This window comes from Thermogemmatispora sp., assembly GCF_019683635.1.
Taxonomy (GTDB): Bacteria; Chloroflexota; Ktedonobacteria; order Ktedonobacterales; family Ktedonobacteraceae; genus Thermogemmatispora.
This window is the reverse complement of record NZ_JADGIA010000008.1, coordinates 1-25,508: the sequence shown is the minus strand read 5'-3', so window position 1 is coordinate 25,508 and position 25,508 is coordinate 1. Positions and strand designations below refer to the sequence as shown.

At 63.1% G+C, this 25,508-nt stretch carries 18 protein-coding genes; 9 read left to right on the top strand and 9 right to left on the bottom strand.

Annotated features, from left to right (window positions below):
• Nucleotide 1: 1 nt before the first annotated feature.
• The 3 genes from IRZ31_RS02055 to IRZ31_RS02045 all read left to right on the top strand — a co-directional run bounded on the left by IRZ31_RS02055 (nt 2) and on the right by IRZ31_RS02045 (nt 2,871).
• A complete protein-coding gene (locus IRZ31_RS02055; protein WP_297149020.1) occupies nt 2-1,039 on the top strand; it encodes a fumarylacetoacetate hydrolase family protein in 1,038 nt (345 codons plus the stop codon).
• A gap of 54 nt (nt 1,040-1,093) precedes the next feature.
• Complete coding sequence (locus IRZ31_RS02050; protein WP_297149019.1) at nt 1,094-2,137, top strand: SMP-30/gluconolactonase/LRE family protein; 1,044 nt, start codon at nt 1,094-1,096, stop codon at nt 2,135-2,137.
• Nucleotides 2,138-2,328: 191 nt separating this feature from the next.
• Nucleotides 2,329-2,871: a VOC family protein gene (locus IRZ31_RS02045; RefSeq protein WP_297149018.1), complete on the top strand. Its 543-nt coding sequence runs from the start codon at nt 2,329-2,331 to the stop codon at nt 2,869-2,871.
• Nucleotides 2,872-3,110: 239 nt separating this feature from the next.
• On the opposite strand, the gene IRZ31_RS21330 is transcribed toward IRZ31_RS02045, so the two are convergent.
• Nucleotides 3,111-3,269, bottom strand: a complete 159-nt coding sequence (locus IRZ31_RS21330; RefSeq protein WP_052890408.1) for a DUF5679 domain-containing protein — start codon at nt 3,267-3,269, stop codon at nt 3,111-3,113.
• A gap of 343 nt (nt 3,270-3,612) precedes the next feature.
• Between IRZ31_RS21330 and IRZ31_RS02040 the strand changes: the two genes are divergently transcribed.
• On the top strand, nt 3,613-5,028 hold the full coding sequence (locus IRZ31_RS02040) for an MFS transporter (protein ID WP_297149016.1): 1,416 nt from the start codon (nt 3,613-3,615) through the stop codon (nt 5,026-5,028).
• A 115-nt stretch (nt 5,029-5,143) separates the two neighbouring features.
• Here IRZ31_RS02040 and IRZ31_RS02035 read toward each other — a convergent pair whose 3' ends face one another.
• Together IRZ31_RS02035 and IRZ31_RS02030 are read right to left on the bottom strand one after the other, a co-directional pair.
• A complete protein-coding gene (locus IRZ31_RS02035; RefSeq protein ID WP_297149013.1) occupies nt 5,144-5,824 on the bottom strand; it encodes a GntR family transcriptional regulator in 681 nt (226 codons plus the stop codon).
• Nucleotides 5,825-5,995: 171 nt separating this feature from the next.
• Nucleotides 5,996-7,783, bottom strand: a complete 1,788-nt coding sequence (locus IRZ31_RS02030; RefSeq protein WP_297149011.1) for a DUF2079 domain-containing protein — start codon at nt 7,781-7,783, stop codon at nt 5,996-5,998.
• A gap of 518 nt (nt 7,784-8,301) precedes the next feature.
• Between IRZ31_RS02030 and IRZ31_RS02025 the strand changes: the two genes are divergently transcribed.
• Complete coding sequence (locus tag IRZ31_RS02025; RefSeq protein WP_297149009.1) at nt 8,302-10,926, top strand: hypothetical protein; 2,625 nt, start codon at nt 8,302-8,304, stop codon at nt 10,924-10,926.
• Nucleotides 10,927-11,037: 111 nt separating this feature from the next.
• Here the strand turns inward: IRZ31_RS02025 and IRZ31_RS02020 are convergent, their stop codons facing one another.
• Genes IRZ31_RS02020 through IRZ31_RS02000 form a run of 5 tightly spaced genes read right to left on the bottom strand, consistent with a single transcriptional unit; the run spans nt 11,038 to nt 15,543 of the window.
• Nucleotides 11,038-11,754 (bottom strand): riboflavin synthase, encoded by a 717-nt coding sequence (locus IRZ31_RS02020; protein WP_297149007.1) that lies wholly within the window; start codon nt 11,752-11,754, stop codon nt 11,038-11,040.
• Between the two features lie 6 nt (nt 11,755-11,760).
• Nucleotides 11,761-12,288, bottom strand: coding sequence for a 6,7-dimethyl-8-ribityllumazine synthase (gene ribH / locus IRZ31_RS02015; protein WP_297149005.1), 528 nt, complete (start codon nt 12,286-12,288; stop codon nt 11,761-11,763).
• Nucleotides 12,266-13,600, bottom strand: a complete 1,335-nt coding sequence (gene ribA / locus IRZ31_RS02010; RefSeq protein ID WP_297149003.1) for a GTP cyclohydrolase II — start codon at nt 13,598-13,600, stop codon at nt 12,266-12,268. The genes ribH and ribA overlap by 23 nt, the downstream gene beginning before the upstream one ends.
• Before the next feature lie 22 nt (nt 13,601-13,622).
• Nucleotides 13,623-14,825, bottom strand: a complete 1,203-nt coding sequence (gene ribD / locus IRZ31_RS02005; RefSeq protein ID WP_297149001.1) for a bifunctional diaminohydroxyphosphoribosylaminopyrimidine deaminase/5-amino-6-(5-phosphoribosylamino)uracil reductase RibD — start codon at nt 14,823-14,825, stop codon at nt 13,623-13,625.
• Nucleotides 14,818-15,543: a sigma-70 family RNA polymerase sigma factor gene (locus IRZ31_RS02000; RefSeq protein WP_297148999.1), complete on the bottom strand. Its 726-nt coding sequence runs from the start codon at nt 15,541-15,543 to the stop codon at nt 14,818-14,820. Before IRZ31_RS02000 ends, ribD begins: the two co-directional genes overlap by 8 nt.
• Nucleotides 15,544-16,122: 579 nt before the next feature.
• On the opposite strand from IRZ31_RS02000, the gene IRZ31_RS01995 reads away from it, so the two are divergent.
• The 3 genes from IRZ31_RS01995 (at nt 16,123) to IRZ31_RS01985 (ending at nt 19,776) form a co-directional block, all read left to right on the top strand.
• Nucleotides 16,123-17,313, top strand: coding sequence for an amino acid deaminase/aldolase (locus IRZ31_RS01995; protein WP_363325623.1), 1,191 nt, complete (start codon nt 16,123-16,125; stop codon nt 17,311-17,313).
• Nucleotides 17,314-17,504: 191 nt separating this feature from the next.
• Nucleotides 17,505-18,869, top strand: coding sequence for a D-arabinono-1,4-lactone oxidase (locus IRZ31_RS01990; RefSeq protein WP_297148996.1), 1,365 nt, complete (start codon nt 17,505-17,507; stop codon nt 18,867-18,869).
• A gap of 262 nt (nt 18,870-19,131) precedes the next feature.
• The gene (locus IRZ31_RS01985) at nt 19,132-19,776 is read left to right on the top strand and encodes a GerMN domain-containing protein (RefSeq protein WP_297148992.1); all 645 of its coding nucleotides are present in this window, start codon (nt 19,132-19,134) and stop codon (nt 19,774-19,776) included.
• A 348-nt stretch (nt 19,777-20,124) separates the two neighbouring features.
• Here IRZ31_RS01985 and IRZ31_RS01980 read toward each other — a convergent pair whose 3' ends face one another.
• Nucleotides 20,125-23,511: a glucodextranase DOMON-like domain-containing protein gene (locus tag IRZ31_RS01980; protein WP_297148989.1), complete on the bottom strand. Its 3,387-nt coding sequence runs from the start codon at nt 23,509-23,511 to the stop codon at nt 20,125-20,127.
• Between the two features lie 879 nt (nt 23,512-24,390).
• Between IRZ31_RS01980 and IRZ31_RS01975 the strand changes: the two genes are divergently transcribed.
• Nucleotides 24,391-25,035 (top strand): hypothetical protein, encoded by a 645-nt coding sequence (locus tag IRZ31_RS01975; protein WP_297148987.1) that lies wholly within the window; start codon nt 24,391-24,393, stop codon nt 25,033-25,035.
• The last annotated feature ends 473 nt before the right edge of the window (nt 25,036-25,508 follow it).

Here is a 25,508-nt window from a genome sequence, read left to right as displayed (position 1 = left end):
GATGAGTACCCGATTCTTTGCCCTTGGCACCTTTTCCGTAGCTGGCTGCCCGCCCTTTGCGGGCCTGGTTCTGGACGAGCGCGTGATCGCCGTCCACGCCCTGCAGCCGCTCTGCGAGCGCCTCGGTCAGCCCCTGAGCGCTGACGAGAGCGTCCTTGGCCTGCTGCAGCAGTGGGAACGCAACCTGGCCGCCTTGCAGCGAGCCGTCGACGTGCTGGCAGAGCCAGCCGCCTCCGCAGCCATCTCCGATCAGAGCTGGCTGCCGCTGGAAGCCGTTCATGTTCACGCCCCGATATTGTATCCGCGCCAGATCTTCTGCGCCGGTGCCAACTACCGTCAGCACGTCATCGAGCTGGCCACCGCCCAGGGCCACGGCGCCCACGACGCCCGCGACGAAGCCGAGCGGCGGGCTTTGGCCGAGCGCATTATGGATGCCCGCATCGCCAACGGCATCCCCTACGTCTTCACCAAAATCCCATCGGCCATCACTGGCCCTTACGATCCCATCCCTTTGCCTGCCGACAGCACGCAACCGGACTGGGAGCTAGAGCTGGGCGTCGTCATTGGACGGGCCGCACGCCGCGTCAGACGCGAGGAGGCGCTGACCTACGTCGCTGGCTACACTATTGTCAATGATCTGACTTGTCGAGATCGCGTCTACCGTCCCGATCTGGAGGCCATCGGCAGCGACTGGCTGCGCAGCAAATGCCCGCCGGGCTTCCTTCCGACCGGGCCTTTTCTCGTACCAGCCAGCTTCGTCCCCGATCCTCAGCAACTCCACCTGACCCTTAAGCTCAACGGTCAGGCCATGCAGGACGAGGGGACCGATGACATGATCTTCGGCGTCGCGCGCCTGATCGAGTATATCTCTCACTATGTGCAACTCTGGCCCGGCGACCTGATCTGCACCGGCTCGCCACGCGGCAATGGCATGCACTACCAGCGCTTCCTCCAGCCTGGCGACGTGCTGGAAGGGAGCATCAGCGGCCTCGGCACCCAGCGCAACCGCTGTATCGCCGAGGAGGAACACAGCAGCTAAGCCAAGCCAGGCCGGGTGAGACCCTGGCAAAGGAGAGGAGAGGAGAGCAACAGTATGGTGTCCTCAGCCAATCCACTCAAAGACTGGCAGGTCGATCGCAGCAGCATCCGCACCATCGGCGAGGATCTGCAGCGCCCGGAGTGCATTCTGGCCGAGCGCGATGGCACCCTCTGGGTCGCCGATGCCCGCGGCGGCGTCATGCGCATCAACCCCGATGGCAGCCAGCAGCTGATCTTGCCCGTGGTCGAGCGTGAGCCAGGTGCAGGGCCGACCCCGGGGAGCGGCGCCAGCTTCGAAGAGCGCTATGTCCAGGCCCAGGGATCGCTGCCCAACGGCCTGGCCTTCGCCGAGAACGGCGATATCATCATCGCTAACTGGGGAACCGACGCCGTCGAGATCATGACGCGCGACGGACGCCTGCGCACCCTCTACCGCGAGATCGACGGCCAGCCGCTGGGTAAGGCCAACTTTGTCTTGCGCGACAGCAAAAATCGTATCTGGCTCAGCGTCAACACCCGCGAGCACCCCTGGACCAACCAGCTGAACACACGCACCGCCGACGGCTACATCGCCCTCATCGACGAGCGCGGCATTCGTATCGTCGCAGAGGGCTTCTGCGGCACCAATGAAATCCGCTTCGACGCGCGCGAGGAGTGGCTCTACGTTGTCGAAAGCACGGCCTGGCGCATCAGCCGCCTGCGCGTCCAACCCGACGGCTCCCTGACCGATCGCGAGATCTACGGTCCCTCGCGCCTGCCCGGCTTTCCCGATGGCTTCGCCTTCGACGCCTACGGCAATCTCTGGGTGACGCTGATCTTCACCGACCAGCTCATCGCCATCACCCCCGAGGGCGAGATCCTGACCCTGCTCGACGACAGCAACCCCGAGACGCAGGCCCGCCTTTTCGCCCACTACGAGAGCCATACGCTAACACCCGAGATCCTGGCAGCCACCCACGGCACCATTGCCCCCTGGCTGGCCAGCCTGACCTTCGGCGGGCCGGACCTGCGCACCGTCTATCTTGGCAGCTTGCGCGGAACAACCATTCCCTATTTCCGCAGCCCGGTTCCTGGCCAGCCAATGATCCATTGGCGCTAAGCCACAAACACAGACAGCGCACAGGAAGCCAGCGGACTGCTGGGAACAGACTAGAGGCCACCTTCGCTATCTTCCCGAACAAGCCTGGTCAATCCCGGCAGCCCGCCTTGCCCCTCTGACCAGCCAAAGCGCAGGCAAAAATGGCAAAAGACTCACCAGCAACATCATAAAAAAGGAGAGGCCCAACACTCATGACCAGGCAGCAACCCCCGTCTTCCCTCGCCGCCCTGACAGCGGCAGGCGCACGCTGGTTCCAGATCGCCTACGCCGTCAATGACCTCGCCGAGGCCCAGCGCTTCTTTCAAGCGACCCTCGGCGTACCCCGCTTCTTCGTCATTGAAGATATCCAGTTTCGCGCCTATACCTATCGCGGGCAGCCGGCGCTCTGCCGTCAGAACGTGGCCTTTGGCTACGCTGGTCCTCTGCAGATCGAGCTGATGCAGCCGCTCGAAGGAGAGAATAGCCTGGCCGCGTTCCTGCGCCAGCGCGGTCCAGGAGTGCACCATCTGGGGCTAGAGGTCGACGATCTTGAGCAGGTTCTACGAGCGCTCCAGGGAGGGTCGGAGCCAGAGGAGATGGAGAGAGTGGCCATTATTGAGAGTGGAATCGCTGGCCAGGGCACGCGCTTCGCCTTTCTCGACACGCTGGCCAGCAGCGGCACCTATCTTGAGCTGGTCGCCCTCGACGAAGAGAATCGCGCCCTCTTTGAGCGCATTCGCCGCGGCGACTTTTAGCCGGACCGCACCGGACGGCGCCAGCCGGCCAGCCAGAGAGGAAGGGGAGGCAGGCAGCCCGCTCCCCTGCAGGGAGCAGCCCAACCAAACGCCGCCGCGGCGTGGGCGGCTGCTCACCCCCGGCCCGTCTTGCCTCAGCAGGGCAGGCGGACGTAAGGGCCTCCTACGCGGCGGCGACGCTACCGGTCGGGCCACCCCCTCGCTTTCCCGCAACAGGAAGAATCGCGAGCCTCGCGGCCTTATTTCTTGCTCGCACCAGGTAGAATGCGGTTCAGGCGCGTGCCACAGACGGGACAAGTACCCTGTAGCGCCGCCCGACCATTCTTCATCGTCACCTGATGCGCGTCCTTGATTTCCCGCTTCTCTTTGCACTTGACACAATACGCCATGTCTGCCATAACTCACAATCCTTTCCGTCTAAAACTTATGTACACGACAAACGACCGTCAGTCACGGTAGTTAATCGTGCCCTGCCCTTCGTACTTCACGAAGGACAGAGGCTATCTAGGTACACGACAATATTACTCTCTCTGGTTCATTTCCCGAAAGCATAGGGCTGGATTGGCTATGCAAAGTGTCTCTCTCGCTGTGCTATAGTAAAATTCGGAGCCTTGCCGCCCGGTTGTGATAGCCGAAAAAGGCATATTATGCCTCAAAACAAGAGAGACAGAGAATACTGTTGTAATCGACAAGAAAACGGCGACAAGTGACTCTACTGCTACTGTTGGCAAGATACGAGGAATGTCAGTGAGGGATCTCGACCCGGAACGAGGCGCATCCGACGCCTCCAGTACCGCGAGTGGGCAGCCGCTCGCGGAAGAAAGCGCAGCGCAGGCCCGCCACGATCCCTATCGTGCCCTGCGCTACCGCAACTTTCGCCTGCTCTTTATTGGCATCTTTCTCTCTTCGATCGGAGAGCAGATGGTCACGGTGGCCATTGGCTGGGAGCTGTACGACCGCACCCACTCGGCGCTAGCCCTGGGACTGGTCGGCCTGGTACAGGTGCTGCCCGTGCTCTGCCTCTCGCTGCTGGCCGGCCATCTGGCGGATCGCCTGAATCGGCGCCGCATGGTCATGCTGGCCCAGACCGTTCTTGCCCTCTGCTCCCTGGGGCTGATGCTCCTCTCCTGGCAGCGCGGCCCGCTCTGGCTCATCTACGGCTGTCTGCTGCTCATAGGCACAGCCACCGCCTTCAACGAGCCGGCCAGCGCCGCGCTTCTGCCGCAGACCCTGCCAGCGGCTCTGTACGCCAATGCCGCCACCTGGGAGAGCAGCGCCTGGCAGCTTGCGTCAGTCGTTGGGCCGGCTTTGGGCGGCTTCCTGGTGGCCCTTTTCCGCGGGGCCACGCCTGTCTATGGCCTCAATGCCCTGGCCATTGTCCTCTATCTCGTGCTGCTGGCCCTCCTGCGCCTGCAGCCGGTCAACGCGGCTCCCTCTCGGGGCGATGATCAGGGCCAGGAGGGAACCCTGCGCTCGCTGGCCGAGGGTCTGCGCTTCTTGCGGCGCACCCAGGTCATCCTGGCAGCCATCACACTCGATCTCTTCGCCGTCCTCTTCGGCGGCGCCACCACCCTGCTGCCGATCTACGCGCGCGACATCCTCAAGGTTGGCCCCACCGGCCTGGGCTGGCTTCAGGCCGCGCCCTCTATTGGAGCTGTCTGCGTGGCCTTCCTGCTGGCTCACCTGCCGCCCTTTACGCGAGCCGGACGCACTCTTCTGCTGGCGGTAGCGGGCTTCGGCCTGGCCACCATCGTCTTTGGCCTCTCGCGCTCCTTCTGGCTCTCGCTGCTCATGCTCTTCATTCTGGGCGGACTTGACAACATCAGCGTGGTTATTCGTGGCACCCTGGTGATGACACGCACCCCAGACCACATGCGCGGGCGCGTGGCGGCAGTCAACACCATTTTCATCGCCGCCTCTAACAAGCTCGGTGGCTTCGAGTCGGGCCTGGCGGCCCAGCTCTTCGGTCCCGTACTGGCGGTCGTCGGCGGCGGCCTGGGCACCATCCTGGTAGTGCTCTGCGTAGCCCTCATCTGGCCCGAGATGCGCCTCCTTGGAGCGCTCGCGCCTGAAGACCAGAGCCATCCGGCTGAGCAGCTCGCCGGCCAGATCGCCGCAGAGGTGCAGGAAGAGACCGCTGCCCAGCGCCAGCTCTGACGGAGCACTACAGAATCAGCGGACAGGCCAGCCTCCTCTGTGTCGCCTCTGCTGAGGAGGGTGAACCTGTCCGCTGGGCTGGGCTGAGTCAGGCCGAAGCCCTGGCCGGCCCGGCTCACTCCTGCTCTTGCTCTTCCTCGGAGGGAGGCGCTGCCTGCAGCCACTCGCCGGCCTCCTCGATATGGCGCCGCATTACCTGCTCGGCTCGCTGCGGATTATGCTCCCGCAGGGCCTCGATGATGATCTGATGGCGCTCGGCCAGCTCCTGGGGCGTACGTTGCGCCATCGCCACCGTCACAAAGGTCGTCGTGTAGAGCTGCATGCTGTCCCAGTACTGCAGCAGCAGGCGATTGCCCGACGCCTGCACAATCAGGCGGTGGAAAGCAATATTGGCTGCCGTCTGGGCATGCAGCTCATTGCGCGCCGCCGCATCACGCATCTCGGCGAGCAGCTCCTCTAGCTGATGCAGTGTCGCCTCGTCAATGCGCACCGCTGCCGCGCGAGCCGCCACGCCCTCCAGGGCGGCCCGAATGGGATAGAGTTCAAGCAGGTCGCGCCGCGAGACCTTGCGCACCTGCGTGCCACGATAGGGCGAGCTGACGACGAAGCCGAGTAGCTCCAGGTCGCGCAGCGCCTCGCGCACTGGCCCCTGGCTCACCCCCAGCTCCTGCGCCACACGGCTCTCCACGATGCGCTCTCCTGGCCGATACTGGCCCTTGACAATGGCATCGATAAGAAATTCTTTGATATCCTCGCGCAGAACGCGTCTGCCAAGAATGGGTGTACGTATATTCATCGGTGTCGAAAATCCTGCAGAAATTGGCCCCGTATTCCGGGACGCTGCTCCTCACCTACAAAGAGGCACAATCGATTATTGATTAGTATAGGTCAGGGAGAAAAAGGGCGTCAAGGCAGAGACGAAGGGAAGAGATCGAGCAGAGCCTGACGCCCTTTGTGTAAAAGCGCATCAATCGGTGTGGCGATACTGGGCCACCATGTGCACCGCCTGCTGATTAGCCGTGGGAGCAGCGCCCTTTTTGAGCAGGATATAGCCGTCCTGCATGTCGATCACGCCATACTCTCCGCTGCTAAGCACGGCGTCGACTGTGTGTTCATAGTCAGCGTAGGTCTTGAAGGGATAATAGTAGCCCGGAGCATTCAGCAGGATATAGTCGGCATAGCCCGCGCCATAGGGGAAGAGATAGATGCTGCGCCGCTCGCTCAGATGGGGGACTAGCATTGTCTGGGTCGAGACCGAAGCTGTGGGCGGGATTTCTTGCAGAAAATGATAGGCGAGGCGGTCATGAGCATCCTGAGAGGGCCAGATAAAGCCCGCGGCATAGGGCATGGCACTATAGACATCGTAGCGCGCAGTGGCCTTGATAACCTGCCCCATGACATAGCTCAGCAGGAGCAACAGGAAGAGGGCCCGCAGGATGGGCCAGAGCTGTCCGCCAGCGAACGGGGCAGGCTGCGTTCCGAACCAGCGCTGTGCCGACGACGACAACGGTGACCGGGCGGGGCGCTCCTCTCCCTGGCCCTCGGCAGCGACAGGAAAGGCGCTGAGGGCGGGCCCCCCCTTGTGAGCGAGCAGAGCGTGGCCCAGTCGCAGACAGCGGCGCAGCAGCCAGAGCAGCAGCACCGTCGCCTCGATGGTGGCGAAGATCAGGATCGGCACGATCTCCGCATTGTACTGATAGCGGCCACTGTACATGTTGGGCGAGGAACTGAGCAGGTTGAGGGCCAGTGTCGGCGAGGCCAGAACCAGGACCCAGGGGGCCAGCAGCGGCAGGTAGCCCGCCGGAGCGAGCAGTTTCTGCAGGTAGAGCCGATGTTGCGGCTCCAGCACATGCTGGCGGATCACCTGCAGCGGGTGCAGCAGGATGTTCAGCGCCACCTCCACGGGCGAGTCCCCATATTCTGACCAGCGGGAGGCCAGCAGCGAGTGACCAACCGGACTGGCGTAGTGGACGATCAGCAGGCCGATGGCGGTCCAGCCGACCGCCAGTCCAAAGACAATCAGGCCGACGCGCCAGCGTCGCTGGAAGATCGCCATCCACAGCCCCAGCAGGGCAATGATCCCGGCAATCTCCTCTTTGCAGGCCAGCGAGAGAATCGCAAAGGCCAGAAACCAGCCATTGCGCTGGGTATACATAAAGTAGAGCGTAAAGAGGAGCAAGGCCAGCGTCAGCGTCACGGCGTGGAAATCATAGTCGACGGCGTACTGCTGCGCAGGATAGAGCAGATAAAGCAGGGCGAAGGGAACAGCGGCCAGGTCGTTGCGCAGGCGCAGGCGGGCTAGCCAGAAGGCCGGCAGCGCTCCTGTGGCCACCACCAGAACCTGAAGAATCAGTAACGTTTTCGGATCAGCCCAAAAAATATAAAGGGGCGCAATTAAAAAGAGAATCGGCTCATAGTGAATGGCGAAGCGATTGATACCCTCCAGCCCATAGCAATTCGTATCGGTCAGTACATTGCAGATCGTCTGATGCAGAATGGCGCCGTGCAGAGTATTCCAGATCGCCTGGTCCATGATGCCCAGGTCTTCGCCGTTGGTGGCAAAAGCATCCTGCTTGCTGGTTACAAAGATGATGAAGTAGACGCTGTAGGCGAGCATCGCCAACACGACCAGGCCCAGGGCCAGCCAGAAGGCACGTCCCCGAGGTAGCGGTTCAGGGGGGGGATAGAGTTCCTTCCCACAGGCCACCCTCCAGCGCCGCAGTGCCAGATGGAGCCACTTGCCAATTTTGTTCATAGTCCAGGACTCTCAAGGGGATGAAAACGAGGCCCCTGCAACGAATACGAGCCGACTGGGAAAGGCCTCTTTCTTCAGACGATTGGCTCTGTTATGATAGCATAAATCCTTTTCAACAGACCAGTCTCCAGGACGTTTGGCTAATGCTTCCTGCGAGCAACCAGACGATTTCATATGTCCTTCACCTCGATCATCTTCCTGCCCCTGTCAATTTATTGATCATGATTGAGATACTGATTTTCATTTTGTGTCTTGAGTATCATAAGTAATGGAAGCAGCGCGTAAGCTGCTTTGGGCTTCTGAGGAAAGTAAGCCGGTGTACGGGCTGTGATGCAAGTAACCACAGATTGTAGACGCACGAAATCGCCTCCAGCAAAGGGTTGACCGACGCAAGTTGAAGCAAGGAAGAAGCAAGCAAGCACGAGGAGAGGAAGAGCTGCTACTCCGTTCCTGATCGCCGACGGGCAGTAGACGCCATGCCCCTGCTTGCTTATCACTGCAGTGGTGAAGGAGACGTGATGATCAACCTCTCTCGCTTGTTGCCCCGAGTAGCGGCAGTACTGCCCCTGCTGCTACTCGGGGGCCTGCTCTTTTCCTCCTGGCTACCCGGCGGAACCGGCAGAGCGCTGGCCTGGAGGCCCTCCTCCGACCAGCAGGCCACAGGCCGCGGGTCGCAACCTGCCGCCTACGCTGCCCCCGCGAGCGGTACCGCCGTGCTGACCTTCAAGTACAATAACCGGCACAGCGGCCACAACCCCGCGGAGGTGCTGCTGACAACGAGCAATGTCAATGCCAGTACCTTCGGGAAGCGTCTGACGCTGGCAGTCGATGGCCAGGTCTACGCCCAGCCGCTCTATGTGCCCAGTCTGCCGATTCAGGGTCGGGTGCGCAACGTGGTCTTCGTGGCGACCGAGCACGACAGCGTCTATGCCTTCGACGCCGATGCTACCAGGCCCGAGCGGGCCTTGCTCTGGCGGACGAGCTTCCTGGGACGCGGCGCGCAGGTTCCGACAAACCACGACGTGGCCTGCAATGACCTGGTGCCCGAGATCGGCATCACCGGTACGCCGGTCATCGATGCCGCCACTCGTACGCTCTACGTGGTGGCTTTCACTAAAGAGGGCAGTCGCCTGGTCTATCGCCTCCATGCTCTGGATATCACCACCGGCCAGGAGCGCAAGGGCAGTCCGGTAACGATCCAGGCGAGCGTGCGCGGCACAGGCGCCGGCAGTCGCCGCGGTCTGCTCACGTTCGATCCTCGCTTCCAGCGCCAGCGCGCTGCCTTGGTGCTGGCCAATGGGCAGATCTATATCGCCTGGGGCTCGTTTTGCGATAATATGCCGTACCACGGCTGGATCATGAGCTACCAGTATAACGGCAGCGCCTTCCGCCAGATGGCGGTCTTTAACGATACGCCCGATGGCGCACGGGCCGGTATCTGGGGTTCTGGCGGCGCTCTGACCGCCGATGAGCATGGCTTTCTCTATTTTACGAGCGGCAATGGCTCCTTTAATCTCCATCTGAACGGTCGTAACGCTGGCGATTCGGTGGGGAAGCTCTCGCCCGATCTGCGCCTGGTCGACTATTTCACGCCCTTCAATGAGCGCTGTCTGGACGATGCCGATGCCGACCTCGGCTCCGCCGCTCCTTTGTTGCTGCCGACGGTCGGCGAGCTGATCGCCTCGGGCAAAGAGGGACGGATCTATGTCCTGGCCCGTAATCGCCTGGGCCGCTACCACACCATCGCTGACGCCTGCAACCACCAGGCACGCAACGATGTGGATCAGATCGTGCAGGAGTTTCCGCCGACGACAATCGGCGGCCTCTTCAGTACACCTGCCTACTGGAACGGTCCCGATGGAGAGTATGTCTACTTCGCCAGTGTGAACCGTCCAGTGGTGGCCTACCGCCTCATCAATGGCCGCCTCTCGTCTCAGCCGGTCTCGGCTACGCCCGAGGAGCTGCCTTTCCCGGGTGCAAACGTGGTGGTGACCTCCAGCAGCAACCGCGCCGGAACGGGCATTCTCTGGCTGGTAGATCCCCGCGGGGTACTGCGCGCCTATGATGCCAGCAATCTGGCTCGTGAATTGTACAGCAGCGATCAGAGTCCCGAGCGCGACGCCCTACCGGGGTATGTGAAATTCAGCGTTCCGACGGTAGCCGACGGGCGGGTCTTTGTGCCGAGCGGGAAGGCATTGGTAATCTATGGCCTGCTGCCAACGGTGCATCTCTCGCCGTCCCCAGGTCAGACGGAGGGGAGTCCCCAGCAGCTAGAACCGCACCCGGTCCAGCCGCTGCGCCTGCCTCATCCTGGACCGCAGACACAGCCTGGCCCTCAAAATCGGCCTGGGCCGCAATCGGAGCCGGGACCGGATCGGCGTCCGGCCAGCGATCTAAGAGCTGATCCGCGCTCGCTGACCGGGCTGCCGGCCAGCGGCTCAGGGACTGCCTCGGCGATACCAGTGCCGACTGCAGCGGTTCGCCCGTCGCCGGCTCCCGGTGCAGGCCAGCCGGGGCAGACGCCCGGCGCTTCTGCGCGCGGCGGTTCGCCCGCCCCCGCTCCGGCTCAGTCTGGTCCACGCACGACCCCTGCTTACAACAATGTGGGGGTCAGCAACGACGATCGTCCGACGACGGCTAACTTTGATCAGGGAGGCAATAGCTACTCGGCGCAGGCCCTCCAGCGGGCCGGTGTCAATCCTGGCGACCATGTCTTTGCAGGTGGCTTCGTCTTCGTCTGGCCCAATGTACTTTCAGGCGAGCCGGATAACTATCTGGCGGCGGGCCAGACGCTGCCAGTGGAGCACCAGCCACGCGCGAAGTTGCTCGGCCTGCTCGGGGCTGCCGATCACGGCGTGGCCCGTGGTCAGCTTTTGATCACCTTTACCGATGGGACAACGCAGACCGTGCCCATCACCTTCAGCGATTGGACCCTGGACGGCGGCGGCTCTCGTCCCCTGCCGGGCAGTCCCCAGGCCGTGAGCATGCCCTACTTTAATAGTCCCAACGGTCCGGTTCAGATGAAGTGCTATCTGTTCTATGTGAGCATCGCCCTGCCGCAGGGAAAAACCGTGAAAAGTGTGACCTTGCCGGCAGCGGTGAGCGGCGGTAGGATGCATGTCTTCGCCGTCGCCTTGCAATAGCGTCTCGTCCAACGCTAGCTGTTCACTTAGCAGACCCACCTCATAGCGAGCGTCGTTCACCCCGGCTGGAAGGGTAGCGGGGAGGAGCCAGCAAGGAGGCTGCTCCCCTCGTTACCCTTCCTGGCGTTTTGCTCCCTCGCCCTCGCCCTCACCCGCCTTGTTCCTCTCTGGGAAAACCCAATCCAGGGCGTCGCTCGCAGCTTCTGGGAGCTGGAGCTGAGTCGAGAAAGCATAGTGGCCCACAAGCTGAACCAGGTAGCGCCCGAGGATGTCGCTTTCCAGGTTGAGGAGGCTGCCCGGACGCAGTCGGCCAAGGTTGGTGTGGGTTCTTGTATAAGGGATGAGCGCAACGGAAAAGCGATCTTCCAGACAGGAGACTACGGTGAGGCTGACGCCGTTGAGGGCCACAAAGCCTTTGGGAACGATATAGGGGCGCAGGGCAACGGGCAGGGCCATCTCGCAGACCAGCGAGTTGCCCTCTTCCCGCGTGCTCAGGACTGTGACGACCGCTTCGACGTGTCCCTGGACAATATGCCCACCGAAACGCCCTCCTACAGGGAGCGAGCGCTCTAGATTGACGGCGCGCTCATCCTGCCCGCTCCTTTCGTCGGCAATGAGGGAGGCGAAGCGCGTGCGACGCAGGGTCTCGGGCATAAGTTCCACACGCAGCCAGTCCTCTCCGCGCGCGACGACAGTGAGGCAGGCGCCGTCAACGGCGATGCTGTCACCGAGTTTGACGTCGGACCAGGTGGCTGGTATGGCAATGTCCAGGGTGGTGGCGCCGGTCGCCAGGACGCTGCCAACTTCTTCGACGATGCCGGTAAACATGAGGACTTAGCCGCTCCTTTCGCTGGTGCTCACCATATCTTGTTGATCGCGCTGGCAGACGTGCATCGCGCCTGGATGACGGACGCGCCGCAGGGTAGAGACTAGCTCGATGGCAGCCAGGGCACACTCGGCGGCGCGGGGAATGCGCGCCTGGGCCTGGAGACGATTGGCGGCACAGATGACGCCGAAGATCACGGGTAGGCCGCTGTCGAGGGCAACGCGCTGGATGCCCTGAGCGGCGGCGTCGCCGACAAGGACGTCGTGGCGCGTTTCGCCCTTCATGACGCAGCCCAGGCAGATGATGGCGTCGTAGCGCCGGCTGGCGGCCAGGGCCTGGGCCAGGAGGGGAAGCTCGAAGGAGCCAGGGGCCTGCCAGATGTCAATGTCCTCTTCGGCCACACCGTGGGCGATCAGGCTGCGCCGCGCCGTCTCTTGCATGGCGCCGGTGATCTGCGGGTGGTAACGGGCCACGGCCAGGGCGATGCGCAGCCCTCTGCCGTCAGGCCGCTCTTCAACGCTGATAGCTTCTGACATGGTGCTCCTCCTCTGTTCGCCTGCCATTGTGGCTTACCGCCTGACTGATGGCCTTGATAGCTGCAATCGCGTTTGGGCCTGGCTCTGTCGAGGCTGTGAGGAGATGACCCAGGCGCCGGCGACGGGTGTCGAGATAGGCACGGTTCTCGGGGCTGGCAGGGATCTCTAGCGCTACACGCTCGACCTGGAGGTCGGCGTCTTGCAGGGCCTGGAGCTTGGCCGGATTGTTGGTGAGCAGGCGCAGGCGATGCAGGCCCAGATCTACCAGAATGGCGACGGCTTCGTCGTAGGAGCGCGCATCGGCGGGGTAGCCAAGATGCTCGTTGGCCTCGACAGTATCGTAGCCGTTGTCCTGGAGACGATAGGCGTGCAGTTTGCCGGCCAGGCCGATGCCGCGCCCTTCCTGGGGAAGATAGAGCAGCAGACCTCGCCCTTCGCGTCCAATGAGAGCCAGGGCCTGCCTGAGCTGAGCCTGGCAGTCGCAGCGCTGTGAGCCAAAGACCTCGCCGGTAGTGCAGGCCGAATGGAGACGCACCAGCGGCGGCAGGTCACCCTGATCAAGCTCTCCCAAAATGAGCGCCAGGTAGTCGCGCCCCCGGCGTGTGTCGCGATAGTGGCGGAGCCGGAAGTCGCCTTCAGGCAGCGGCAGGCGCGTCTCATTGACCAGAATGACGCGCTGCTGGCGGCGGAAGCGGGCAATGGCGTCCACAGTAATGAGACCCAGGCCGTGACGCTGGGCAAAGCGCAGTAGAGTGGCACCGCGCGCCGGCTCGCCTTCTTCATCGAGCACTTCGCAGATGACTGCCCCTGGCTCCAGGCCGGCCAGACGCATGAGGTCGACCGCTCCCTCAGTGTGGCCGCGGCGCCCCAGGGTACCGGCTGGATGGGCCCGCAGTGGAAAGAGGTGGCCCGGGCGCGCGAAGTCCTCCGGCTGTGCGGTTGGATCGACAAGCAGACGAGCGGTTATGGCGCGATCGCGCGCGGAGATGCCAGTAGTAGTGCCGCGGCGGGCGTCGACGGAGGCCGTAAAGGCGGTGTCCTGCAGGGGAGCGTTAGCGCGCTCGGCCAGGGGAATGGCCAGGACATCGAGCCGCTCGCCGGCCAGGGCCACACAGAGCAGGCCGTGCGCCTGCTGTAGCATAAAGTTGATGCGCTCAGGGGTAGCGAACTGGGCCGCCAGGCAGAGGTCGGCCTCGTGCTCGCGCGTCTCATCGTCGCAGAGCAAGACCATCTGGCCGGCCTGCAGTCGGCGTACGGCGGCAGGCACTGAGAGCCACAGGTCGTCTGTCTCTAACAGCTGGTTGATTGACATCGCCTGGTTTCTCACTTTCTCGTCAGGTTCTTCGCTCCTCCGCCGCTTCTCTAGCGACGGATGAGGAAGGGTGATAGCAGACCTCGCCTTCGATCAGCAGGTCGTCGCCAAGAGCCTGCGTGCGCTGATCGTCCAACGTAGCCGCCAGGCTCAAGCGGGGTAGGCCCTGGCCGGCGAGAGGGACGGGAGCGCTGGCACCCCCGATCAGCCGGGGCGCGACGATGGCAGCGACATGGTCGATGCAGCGACAGTCGAAGGCGCTGCCCGTGAGGGCTGCCCCACCCTCCAGAAGGATATGTATCAGGCCCTCGGCGGCCAGACGCTGCAGAGCCTGGCGGAGATCAACACGCCCCGTCGGCTCGCAAGGCACCTCGATGAGGCGCACCCCCGGACGGGACAGGGCCGCGCGTCGCTCTGCGGGAACCCGCTCGCCGATCAGCAGCCAGGTCTCTCCGGCTTCGGGTGTTGTCAGCAGCCGCAGCTCTGGCGGGAGCTGGCCGCTGCTGGTAATGACCAGTCGCCGCGGCGGCTGGAGGCGTGGCCGGCGTGCGTCAGTGGTCAGGCGCACGGTGAGCAAGGGATCGTCGCGGCGCGCTGTGCCGGCCCCGACCAGGATGCCATCGACGCGATCGCGCAGTTCGTGGGCCCAGGCACGGGCCTGCGGTCCGCTGATCCAGAAGGCGTCTCCCGTGTGCGCGGCAATCTTCCCATCCAGGGTCATTGCCCACTTGGCGGTGACGTAGGGGCGGTTGCCACGTACAAAGGTGGCAAAGGGACGCAGCAGCTCGCGAGCCTGCCGGGCCAGGGGATCGTCTTCGTCGAGGAGCGCAACCTCTATCCCGGCCTGTCGCAGTTGCTGCAGCCCGCGCCCATCGACGCGAGGATTGGGATCACAAGCGGCCACCACAACGCGCCGGACGCCCGCGGCAATGAGGGCCTCGGTACAGGGCGGCGTGTGTAGTGCGATGCAGCACGGCTCTAGGGTCACATAGAGATCGGCCCCCCGAGCATGGGAGCCGGCTTCGCGCAGCGCCTCTGCCTCGGCATGTGGCCCATAGGGCGGGGCCGTCGCCCCCTGACCCACCATCTGCCCGTCACGCACGAGCACAGCCCCCACCGGTGGGCGCGGGCTGGTACGTCCCTCGACGGCCCGCGCCAGCGCCAGCGCTCGCTGCATCATCCACCGCTCCTGTTCGCTTAGCACGATGGTTGGCTCTTCAGGCATGGCATTCCTCCAGAGCGGGCAGCGCCAGCGGCTCCTCTTCACTGGCAGCGGGCACCGGCGTCGCTCCTTGTATAAGCGCAGCCTTCGCTTCGATCCCGGGGGCCTCTGCAGCGGGCAGCAGCGTCTCAACCAGGGGCTGCACTGGGCCACCCTGGGCCGCTAGCAGGAAGCTGTTCAGGAGAGCGCGATGCTCCTCGGGCTTTACGCTAAAGCGTGCACGGGCCTGGGAGACGCGCAGCCGGCTACGGGCTCGATGCAGGAGCTGGCGGCAGGCGCTGGCGCTCCTGTTGAGCAGGCGAGCGATCTCTTCATAGGGACAGGCAAAGGCTTCGTGGAGGAGAAAGACGGCCCGCTCGGCGGGGCTGAGCCGCTCCTGAAGCAGCCAGAGCGCATGCGCCAGGGCCTCACGCTGTTCAAGGCTCTCGACGACCAGCTCTTCCGGCTCTGGCTCTGGTGCTGCCGTCGGCCCTCCCTTCGGAGCCGGCGGCCAGAGGCCAAGGGGCTGCTCGCGCTGCACGCGGGCTGACTTGAGGCGATCCAGACAGAGGCGCGTCACAATGGTCAGGAGATAGGCGCGTAGCGAGCCTATCTGCTGCGCCGCTGCCGTAGCATAGCGGATATAGCTTTCCTGGATAATATCCTCGATCTCATCGCAGCTGCCCAGCAGGCTACGCGCAGTAGCGAAGAGTAGAGGATAATAACGATCGAACTCTTCCAATCGTCAGTCTTCTCCTATCGGACTATACCGTCGGCCCTGGAACTTCCCCAGGTCATGCCCTCGCGCTGCCATGCGACAGCGAGCGCGGGGGCGTACGGGCTATACCGCCGATCGGGAATTGGGAGAGACCGTCACCCAGTTGCTGAGCGTCGGCTTGTCTCCCTCACCCTGCCCCGAAGACAGCGTTCTATTTTTTTCTTCGTTCTACTAGAGGAGACGAGTCAGACCTCTGTTCTGTGACAGCTTTCAGCCCTTCCGTCCAGAGCGCCGCCGCCATGCCATCGCAGCACGGCAGCAATACGCTTGATTTCCCCGAGGTGACAATGCTACGATTGAACTGAGCTTCAGAAGAGGAGAGCGCTGCCTATCGCCTTCTCGCGTCGCGTTGCGTCTCGCCTCGCCTCGCCTCGCCGGCCCAAGGAGGAACCGCCAATGACAGAGCCTCAGTCTCCTCAAATCCAGCCATCCTTGCCAACCGCCGACGCGGAGCGGCCTTCTGCCTTGCCCGACACCAGTAACGGTAACGGCACCGCCTTCCCGGCCAGCGCGCCTGAGAGCCACCCTGCGCAGGCGCAAGCCATGCTCCGCGACTACCAGTATTACCGCGAGGTTTTCCGTGGGCGTCCAATGCCCTTTGCCTATGTAGACCTGGACCTGCTGGAGGAGAACATTCGTCTGACACGCGAGCGCGCCGGCGGCACGCGGGTGCGCATTGCCTCCAAGTCGCTGCGCAGCGTTGCCATCATCAAGCGCATTCTGGCCGCCGAGCCGACCTTTCAGGGCATCATGGCCTTCACAGCTCGCGAGGCCGTCTATCTGGCCCGCCAGGGTCTGGACGATCTACTGATCGGCTACCCGACCTGGCACGCTGAGGACCTCGCCGCGGTGGCGCGCGCTACTGCGGATGGGGCCCACATCACGCTGATGGTCGATAGCCAGGCTCACGTAGAACAGATCGAGAGCGTTGCCCGCCGCTACGGTGTGCGTCTGCCGCTCTGCCTCGATATTGACATGGCCGTCGACTTCCCTGGTCTGCACTTCGGCGTCTGGCGCTCGCCGCTGCGTGCGGCGGAACAGGTGCGCCCGGTCATCGAGCGGATCATGTCCTCGCCTCATGTCTGGCTGGACGGCATCATGGGCTATGAGGCCCAGATCGCCGGCGTGGGAGATCGCTATCCTGGCCAGGCGCTCAAGAACGCCCTGGTGACCTGGCTCAAGCGCCGCTCGTTGGGCGAGATCGCCGCTCGCCGCGCTGCCCTGGTGGCCCTGATCAAGGAGTATGCCCCCCAGGTACGCTTCGTCAACGGCGGCGGGACTGGCAGCGTGCATACAACGCGCCTGGAAGCCAGCGTCACTGAGATCACCGTTGGCTCGGCCTTCTATGGCCCGGCCCTCTTCGATCACTATCGCGATTTCCGCTATCAGCCGGCGGCAGGCTTCGCCATTGAGATTGTGCGCCGCCCACATCCGCAGATCTATACCTGCCTCGGCGGGGGCTACGTCGCCTCTGGCGCTGCGGGGTCCGACAAGCTGCCACAGCCGTATCTGCCCCAGGGCGCACAGCTCATCGCTACCGAAGGCGCCGGCGAGGTCCAGACTCCCATCCGCTACAGCGGACCCGTGGCGCTCTCCCTGGGCGATCCGATCTTTCTGCGTCACGCCAAGGCCGGGGAGCTGTGCGAACGCTTCACTCACCTGCTGCTGGTGAGCAAAGGCGCCATCGTTGACGAGGTCACCACCTACCGCGGCGATGGCCAGTGTTTTCTCTGAGCATCAGCCCAGCAGGCATCACCTACGAAGGGCCGGAAGCCACTGGCTGTGAGGTAGCCCCAGGTCCTTGCCAGCCCCGGCCTTTCTAAACTATAGGAAATCCCCACACTCAGGCAGTGATGGGGAGAAGAGCAGCCAGGAAGACGGAAAGAAAGCGAGAGAGCAGAGAAGCAAGAAGGAAGGAGCAGGCTATGATTGCCGGAGAGAAAGAGAGCTGGCAGAACTGGTCAGGCACTGTTGCCTGTCGACCGGAGATCATCCAACCAGCGAGCCTGGAAGAGCTAGCCAGTAGCGTCGCCGAGTGTGCGCGCGCCGGGCGCCGCCTGCGCGTCGCCGGGGCCGGCCATTCGTTCACCCCTCTTGTCGAGAGCGACGACGTCCTGCTCTCCCTTGATCACTTGCAGGGCCTGGAGAAGGTTGACCGCGAGCGCGGTACGGCAGTCGTGCTGGCCGGTACACGTCTTGGGCGCCTGGGCGAGCTGCTGCTTGCCCACGGCCTGGCCCAGGAGAACCTGGGCGACATCGATGTGCAGAGCATTGCCGGCGCCATCAGCACGGGTACCCACGGCACGGGCATCCAGTTTGGCTCACTCTCCACTCAGGTTGTGGCCCTGACACTGGTCACCGCCAGCGGCGATCTCATCGAGTGCTCCGAAGAGGAGAACCGCGACCTCTTTAAAGCGGCCCAGGTCTCACTCGGCACCCTGGGCGTCATCGCCAAGGTCACCCTGCGCGTCGTGCCGGCCCGTCCCCTGCATTACGTTGGGCGCCGCGCCTCGCTGGAGGATTGCCTGAACAATCTGGAGCGCTATCGCCAGGAAAACGAGCATTTCGAGTTCTTCTGGTTCCCCTATACCCCTTGGGTCCAGGCCAAATGGATCAATACCACGGAGGAGGCTGTCCGCCAGAACAGCCGCTGGGGCCGCCTGTGGAGCAACCTGAACCAGCTCGTACTGGAGAACGGCGTCTTCTGGCTGCTATCGGAGGCTAATCGCCTGGTGCCGGCTCTTTCAGCGACGGTCAGCCGCATTTCAGCCCTGGGCGTGGCCAGCGTCGACGAAATTGACTATCCTCATCGCATCTTCGCCACGCCGCGTCTGGTGCGCTTCGTCGAGATGGAGTACAGCGTCCCTGCGGACCAGCTGCGACCCGTGCTTGAGGAGATTCGCGCCTGCATCGATGAGCATCGCTTTAAGGTGCATTTCCCGGTCGAGTGCCGCTTTGTGAAGGGAGACGATATCTGGCTCAGCCCAGCTTATGGGCGCGACTCGGCTTATGTGGCCGTGCATATGTACAAAGGGATGGAATATAAGCCCTATTTTCGCCATGTGGAGGCCATTTTCCGACGCTACGAAGGGCGCCCACATTGGGGCAAGATCCACACGCGCCGCGCCGAGGAGCTGGCGACCCTCTATCCCCGCTGGCATGACTTCCGCCGCCTGCGTGCCCAGCTTGATCCCCAGGGCGTCTTTCTGAACTCCTATCTGCGCGAGCTATTCGCCGCCGATGACCCGATCCCCGCCCCAGTCAGTCAGCCAGACCCAGATGGCTTCTAGCCGGCCAGGGCAGGAGCGGAGCCAGTAGTGTGATCCAGTTCACAGCCTGACTGTGAGCTGCTCCATTGCTGGCTCCCGGCACCAACAGGCATACTTCACTGAGGAAGCAAGCTCTTATCAGATCTGGGCCGCACAGCGTCTGGTCCGTCGTGGCCTGCTCCACTCGCCCGGTCGAGGCAGGAGCGATCTCTCATCCATCTCTTGTTTTGTCATGTATACTCTCTTTTAAAGCATCTCTCAAAAACTAAAGGCTAAAAATTGAATGATTAGAAAGATAGCCAAAAGGCGCCCTGCCTCGCCGCGTCTGTTGTTGCTTGCTCTCAGTGCCCTCAGCCTGGCGCTGGCGGCCTGGCTGCTGCCAACAAGCGGAGCAGGTCATTTCCAAAGTCAGGCCAATGCTGCCCCGATGGTGCAGGGTCAGCCGGTCAGCACCTCCCAACCAGGAGGTTACCCAATCAAGGTCTTCTTCTCGCGCTACCCTGTTTCTGTCGCCAGCGACCCAACCGCTGTCTATCCAGTGCAGCGCACTTCGCCGACGCTTTCTGTGGGCACCTTTGCTTTGCAAATGCTGATCGCCGGACCGACCCCCAGCGAGCGCAGTGCCGGTCTCTTCAGCGAGCTGAACACGCTGCTCAGCGGACCCTCGAACTGCACGGCTCCGCTGCCGATCGGTGGTCCCGATTTCACGCTCACCCTGAACCAGCGCGGCAGCCGCAGCGAGCCTGGCACGGCCACTGTGCGCTTCTGCCGTCAGCTCAACTCGCCTGGCATTGGCGCAGATGCGCGCGTGCGGGCTGAGATCACGGCAACCCTGACACAGTTCTCTAGCATTCGGAGGGTCGTCATTCTGACGCGCGATGGCCACTGTTTTGGTGACGGCAGTGGACTTGATCGCTGCCTGAATTAGTCTCTGAGACCAGGCTGCGCGGCTCACTGCGCCCTCACCGGCAAGTAGCTGCCGCCAGCCAGCAGGAGAGATGCGCCGCACAGGCACCGTTGCAGATTGCTTCATCTCTCCACGCTGTGCTCCTTTCCTGTCTTGTACAGGGGGATTGCTTCCTTACGCAACGCAGCGGAGCCGTCTCATCTCGCGTGGATGGGACGGCTCCGACTGCTCTGTACCTGTACAGGATAGGGTGAGATTCTGCCGGCGAGAGGGGGAGCAGGCGCCCCTCAGTCCTCGGACCGGGGTTCCGAGCCGAGGAGCGCCTCTATGACCCCCGTAGGAAAGGACGACCCGAAGGAAGAAGCACAGCTAAGGGATGACGATATCTTGCAAGACCACCGGCTGATGGCGCGTATAGTCCAGCTCGTCGGCTTGCTGCACCCCGGGCGGCGTCAGGGTATCCATCACCTTCGGCACCGTAGCCGGATCAACAGTGCAGTGCGGGTCGCTGCTGGCTGTGGCGCAGACGCCGAAGGTATAGGGGCCAGGCGTGCTGGTGAAAGCCCGCGCCTGGTCCGGCTGGAAACCATCCTGGCCCGTCAGGGTGACCGTGAAGCCCCAGCCCGGTCCAGGCTGGCCCAGGGTCGCCTTCGGGACGCTGAAGGTAATAAAACGCGAGATGCTGTTTGCGCTGATGCTGACGCTGCCCAGGGTTGTGCCGTGGGCATCGATGTAGCGCTGCCCAAAGCCCTGGACTTCGATGAGCCGGCTCCAGGCCGCCGTGGCAGCAATGGTATAGTTGCGCTGCGGGAACGACGGGGCCGTTGAGGTGTCAGCAGGAGCGGCGTTCGGATCGTGCACATAGACATCGATGAGCTGGGCCCCCAGCGGACTGCCGAAGGTCGGCGTCAGATCGCGCACCTTGAGCTTGAAGACAATCGTGTCGCCGCTATCGATGACGCGAAATTCCAGGATGTCGAAGGCGCCGGCGTGGAAATCGGCAGCGGTCGGATAGGCGTAGTTGCCAGGCCCATTGTCATCTCCGGCGGGATCGCTGACGCCGAGCAGCACGGTGCCGGGGGTGTAGTCCCAGACAATGGTGCGCGTGGCGTGGGCCGTGGCCCCCTGCGGACTGACAGCGACAACGGTGATGACGGTGGTGCCGCCGCTGATGGGCAGCTGGACGCTGAAGGTACCGTCCGCCGCGGCCACGGTGCTCACCAGCGTTGTCTGACTGTTGTTATCAGTATTGGTGCCGGCTACGTAGATTCTATTGCCCGGGGCCGAGCTGCCGCGCACGGTGACGGGCGAGCCATCGACCGCCGTCAGATCGTCGGGGGCGGCGATGCTCAGCGTGGTCTGGCCCGGGTGCTGGAGCACATAGCGGGCGTAGGTTGCGGCGGGCCGCTCCAGCAGCGTGCGGGCGCCCAGGTCGAGGAAGAGGCGCACAAAGGCCCCTTCGGCCCAGGTCAGCGGCGAGGCCGAGCCTGCAGGATGACCGTTCTGGAAGCCGATGGAGGCCACAGTCGGATCGGTACCATAGGGCGAGGGGGCCAGATCGGGCAGCTCCCAGTCCTGTTCAGGGATGAGGCCCACCCCCGAGGCGAAGCGCTGCATGGTGGCGAGTAGCTCGCTCGCCGTGCTCACATCACCATTGGCCAGGACGTACTCGCCGCGCTCTTCGTCCAGCACTGGCCAGACATGGCCCGTTCCCACTCCCGAAGGCGCCCAGGGGTGCCCATCGCTGGCTGCATCTCCGTAGCCGTCGCCGTTATAGCGATGCCAGCCCGGGCCACTGCTCGTCTGACTCTTGATGGTGGCGTCAACGACCGGCAGCGATTCGGCGATCACAGGATCGTTGGCCGGCTTCAGGCCCAGGCGCACCAGCTCCAGGAAACCGGCGTCGATGACGCTGCGCTGATCGAGAGTCGGGCCACCGTTGCCCAGGTTATAGCTAATGGCCGCGTTGGGATCACCCGTTTTCGACAGGCGGATATAGTAGGGATGATTGGCCAGTGGCCCATTGGTGGTCACGGTCCAGCGCTCCAGGGAGCGCTGCCAGTCGTCGGCGACCCCCAGCCAGAGCCGCGCATTGGCCTCATCGCCATTGGCCCGTGCAAGCTGAGCCGCTGCCACCAGGCCGGCGATTTCGGCGGCAATCGTCGAGGGTGAGTAGCCGCTCTGCTCCTCCCAGCGCTCGACACCGTAGGCCGGGCCGTGGCTCATCACAAAATAGGCCGCCGGCTTGATGTGATGCTGATAGAGATCGGCATCGGTCATCTGGAGCTGATAGGCCATCAGGATCGGATAGCTGGTCTCATCGAGCTGGGTTCCAAAGGAATCGGGAGCCAGCTGCCCATTGAGCAGGCTATTGCGCGGCATCGAGCCGTCGGGGCGCTGCTGACGGTAGAAGAGGAAGGTGACCGCATCGCGGGCCGTCTGCAGGTCGCCATCCAGGAGCAGACCGGTCCAGGCTTCGTAGAGGTCGCGCGCAAAGACCTCACGGTAGGAGCCGAAGAAGAGATTGTTGGGATCGCCGGCGGAGACAGCCTGACCCCAGGGCGAGGCGAGACTGGCGACGATGGCCCCGGGGAAGGTCTTGTCTTCGGAGGCTTTGATCACATTGGCGCTCAGATAGTATTCGCGCCGCAGCGTCTGCCATTGTTCATCATTGACGCCCGGCAAGCGCGGAGCCGGACGCAGCGCGGCATCGTAGCGCAGCCAGCCGGCGGCATAGTCGGCGCGCAGGCGCGCGAAGGGAACAGTCAGCGAGCCGCGCGCCGCCTGCAGGGCTGCCGTGCGCGTGGTGCCAAAGCCCAGGACGACCGTTAGCTCGGCGCCGTGGCTCAGGTCCAGCTGCGCCGTCTGCACCACGTTGCCGTTGTCGGCCTCGTCGTAGATCTGCGTCAGGGTGTGGGCCTGCTCAAGCTGTACCAGGCCATCGCTGGCCGCCCCGAGGAAACCGTTGCTCACCTGCAAGAAGGGTCGCGAGGCGGCGAGGGCCGCATAGACCGGCACAGCATAGCTGCGATTGGCGGCGTTACTGTGGGTGTTGGTGTCGAAGGCCACTGGCAGCGGCTGGCCGGTCGAGGTATCGATCAGAGCACTGTCAGCTCCGCCGTTAGCGGAGCCGCCGCCTCCGTTACCGTTGATCGTTGGATCGAAATACAGGTAGAGATGATAGTCGCTCAGGCTGCCGACCAGGGGTGTAAAGCGCAGGTGCATCACGACGCTGTTGCGCTCGGGATCGGTCACATAATCAGTGACGATGCGATAGCGACCGCTGCGGGCCGTGGTAATGACACGGCAATCCAGCGCCGCCCCGTCGAGCAGCTGCACACTATAGGTGGTATCGCGCTCCTGCAGGTCGGTAAAGGTGCGCCCATCGGTCACAATATACTGCAGGGCCTTGACATTGGTGTTATCGATGGTGGGGAAATAGACGTCGCTGAGCACGCCGTCGGCCAGGGTAAACCAGACCTTCGAGGTAGTATTGCGGGCCGTGCCAACGCAGTCCTTGCGCGCCAGGTCGAAATAGGAGAGCGCGCCTGGTCCATCGGCGGCCACACGATAGGGCTGCCGGGCCTGGGCACTGGCAGAGCCTCCAGGGAGAACCAGCAACAGCGCACAGCAGAGTAGCGCGAGGATCAGGCGCGTCGGTGCCGGCTGCCTCAGCCAGGCACCATAGCCTGAACTGGCGTTCTGGCTCCTTCCATGCATCAGACACTGCATGCGTTGAACCTCTTCGGCAATCATAGCAGCTTTCACCTTCCAGCGGAGGCGGGAGCTGCACCGTCCAGATGCGTCTCTCTCCTCCTGGCCGCTCTTCCTTCTGCCCTTTCCCTCCCTGCTCCCCACTGAGGCAGTTTCCTGCTGGAAAGACCTGGTTGCAAGAATCGTGCCCATTTCTGTGCTACACACAGCACACACATGGAGCTGCCCAGAAGGCAGATAGCTGCCTGGCAGCACAACATACCAGCTGGGCAGCGGACGCTCTGACGCCGCTGGCTCTCAAGACAGTTTTTTCATGCTTATTGCTTCTTACCACAAATATTCCTCATCTCTACAATAACTAGATAAAAATACTTATATCTTATTCATTGACAATTACCAATATATTGGGCATATATATCTTCGTCATTGTCGTGCCAGGCAGAGCGAATGGTAGAGGAATTGTCGTGCAAGCACTTCCGAGGAGAGGAGAACTAGTATGCAATCGTGGCCGACGGCAGGAGCAGCGTATCCGCCGGAGGGATCTGGCGCGACAGGGCATACTCCCTGGCAACGGCTACCGCAGCGAGGTGGGTGGCTGCTGCTTCTCAACCTGCTATATGGGCTGGCCGCCCTTCTGGCGCTAGCGGCGAGCCTGGTCAGCGTCACTCTGGGCAGCGAGGCCAGCCTCAGCATTGTGCTTTTTGGCCTCCTGAGCCTACTCCTTTTTTTGCTTGTGAACATCATGATACTACTCACCGATGGCCCCCGTTTCTGGAGTTTGGGAGGAGAAGCAGGATGGACAGCCCGCGGTTGGGGGCGCAGGCTGCTGACAGGGGCGCTCTATTTGCTCCTCGTGGTTATGCCCCTGGTCTACCTGCGCCAGGCCATGCGTGACTATCCTGATGCAGACAACGCAACCCAGTGGAGAGCACTGCTGCAAATCTGGCGCGGCTGGGGAGCGAGGCGGCGTCTGGCCTTCGGAGTAGGAGGAAGCATATTGCTGCTGGCCTGCGCACTCTGCTCCTGCATGGCGGGTATGCTGACCCAGAGTTTCATTCAGGCGAGCACGTCCCCGGCTTCCCCCACGGTCTCGTCGGAGAATCGCGCCGTCTCCCTGGCGGCTTCACCGACTGCTGGCAGCACCGTCGCCGCCGGCATCGCAACCCCAACCCCAACAGCACGCAAGCCGGGCACGACCGTTGCTCCGACCCGAGCGCCTACGCCTACACCCAGGCCAACCCCAACCCCGACACCCACACCGACACCTTCACCTATACCCACGCCTACACCTTCGCCTACACCCTCACCGACCCCGACTCCTTCACCTACGCCTTCGCCTTCACCTACACCTACGCCCAGGCCGACCCCGACTCCTTCACCTACGCCTTCGCCTTCACCTACACCTACGCCCAGGCCGACCCCGACTCCTTCACCTACTCCTACGCCTTCACCTACACCTACGCCCAGGCCAACCCCGACTCCTACTCCTACGCCTACCGAGGCGACCGCTCCTACGCCTACACCCTGCCCCGGAGTCGATTGCAATCCCTGGGGCTACAACTTTGATCCCACCAATGGCAGCCTCATCTACTCGCCTCCCGCCGATTTTTGCAGCTACTTCAACTGCATTGCTAGTTTCTGGAACGGCAGGGGCTACGTAGTTGAATGCAGCGACGGCATGTACAGTAAATCGGGCGGCCTCTCAGGCGCCTGCTCGGGTCACGGCGGCGTCTGGCGCCCGCTCTACGCTCATTAAAGGGTCAGGGGTACACGAAGCGATCTCCTCCAGAGCCTTCGAAGCCGGCGGCTAGGCCACGCTAGCCGTCGGCTTTTTCTACCGACAAGGCTGCTCCTCCAGATGGCAAAAGTCGGTTCTGCCCCAGCTCACAGGCCACTAGCCGGGCAGCCGTTGGCAGGGTCGCCTGTAAAGTCCGTATGGGGCCAGCTTCCGTTTTCCTCGAACACGCTAAGATCTATATATTGAAATTCAGTAGATTTATATGACAGAATATTATTCCCCTGAGAAAGCAAGGGAGCAT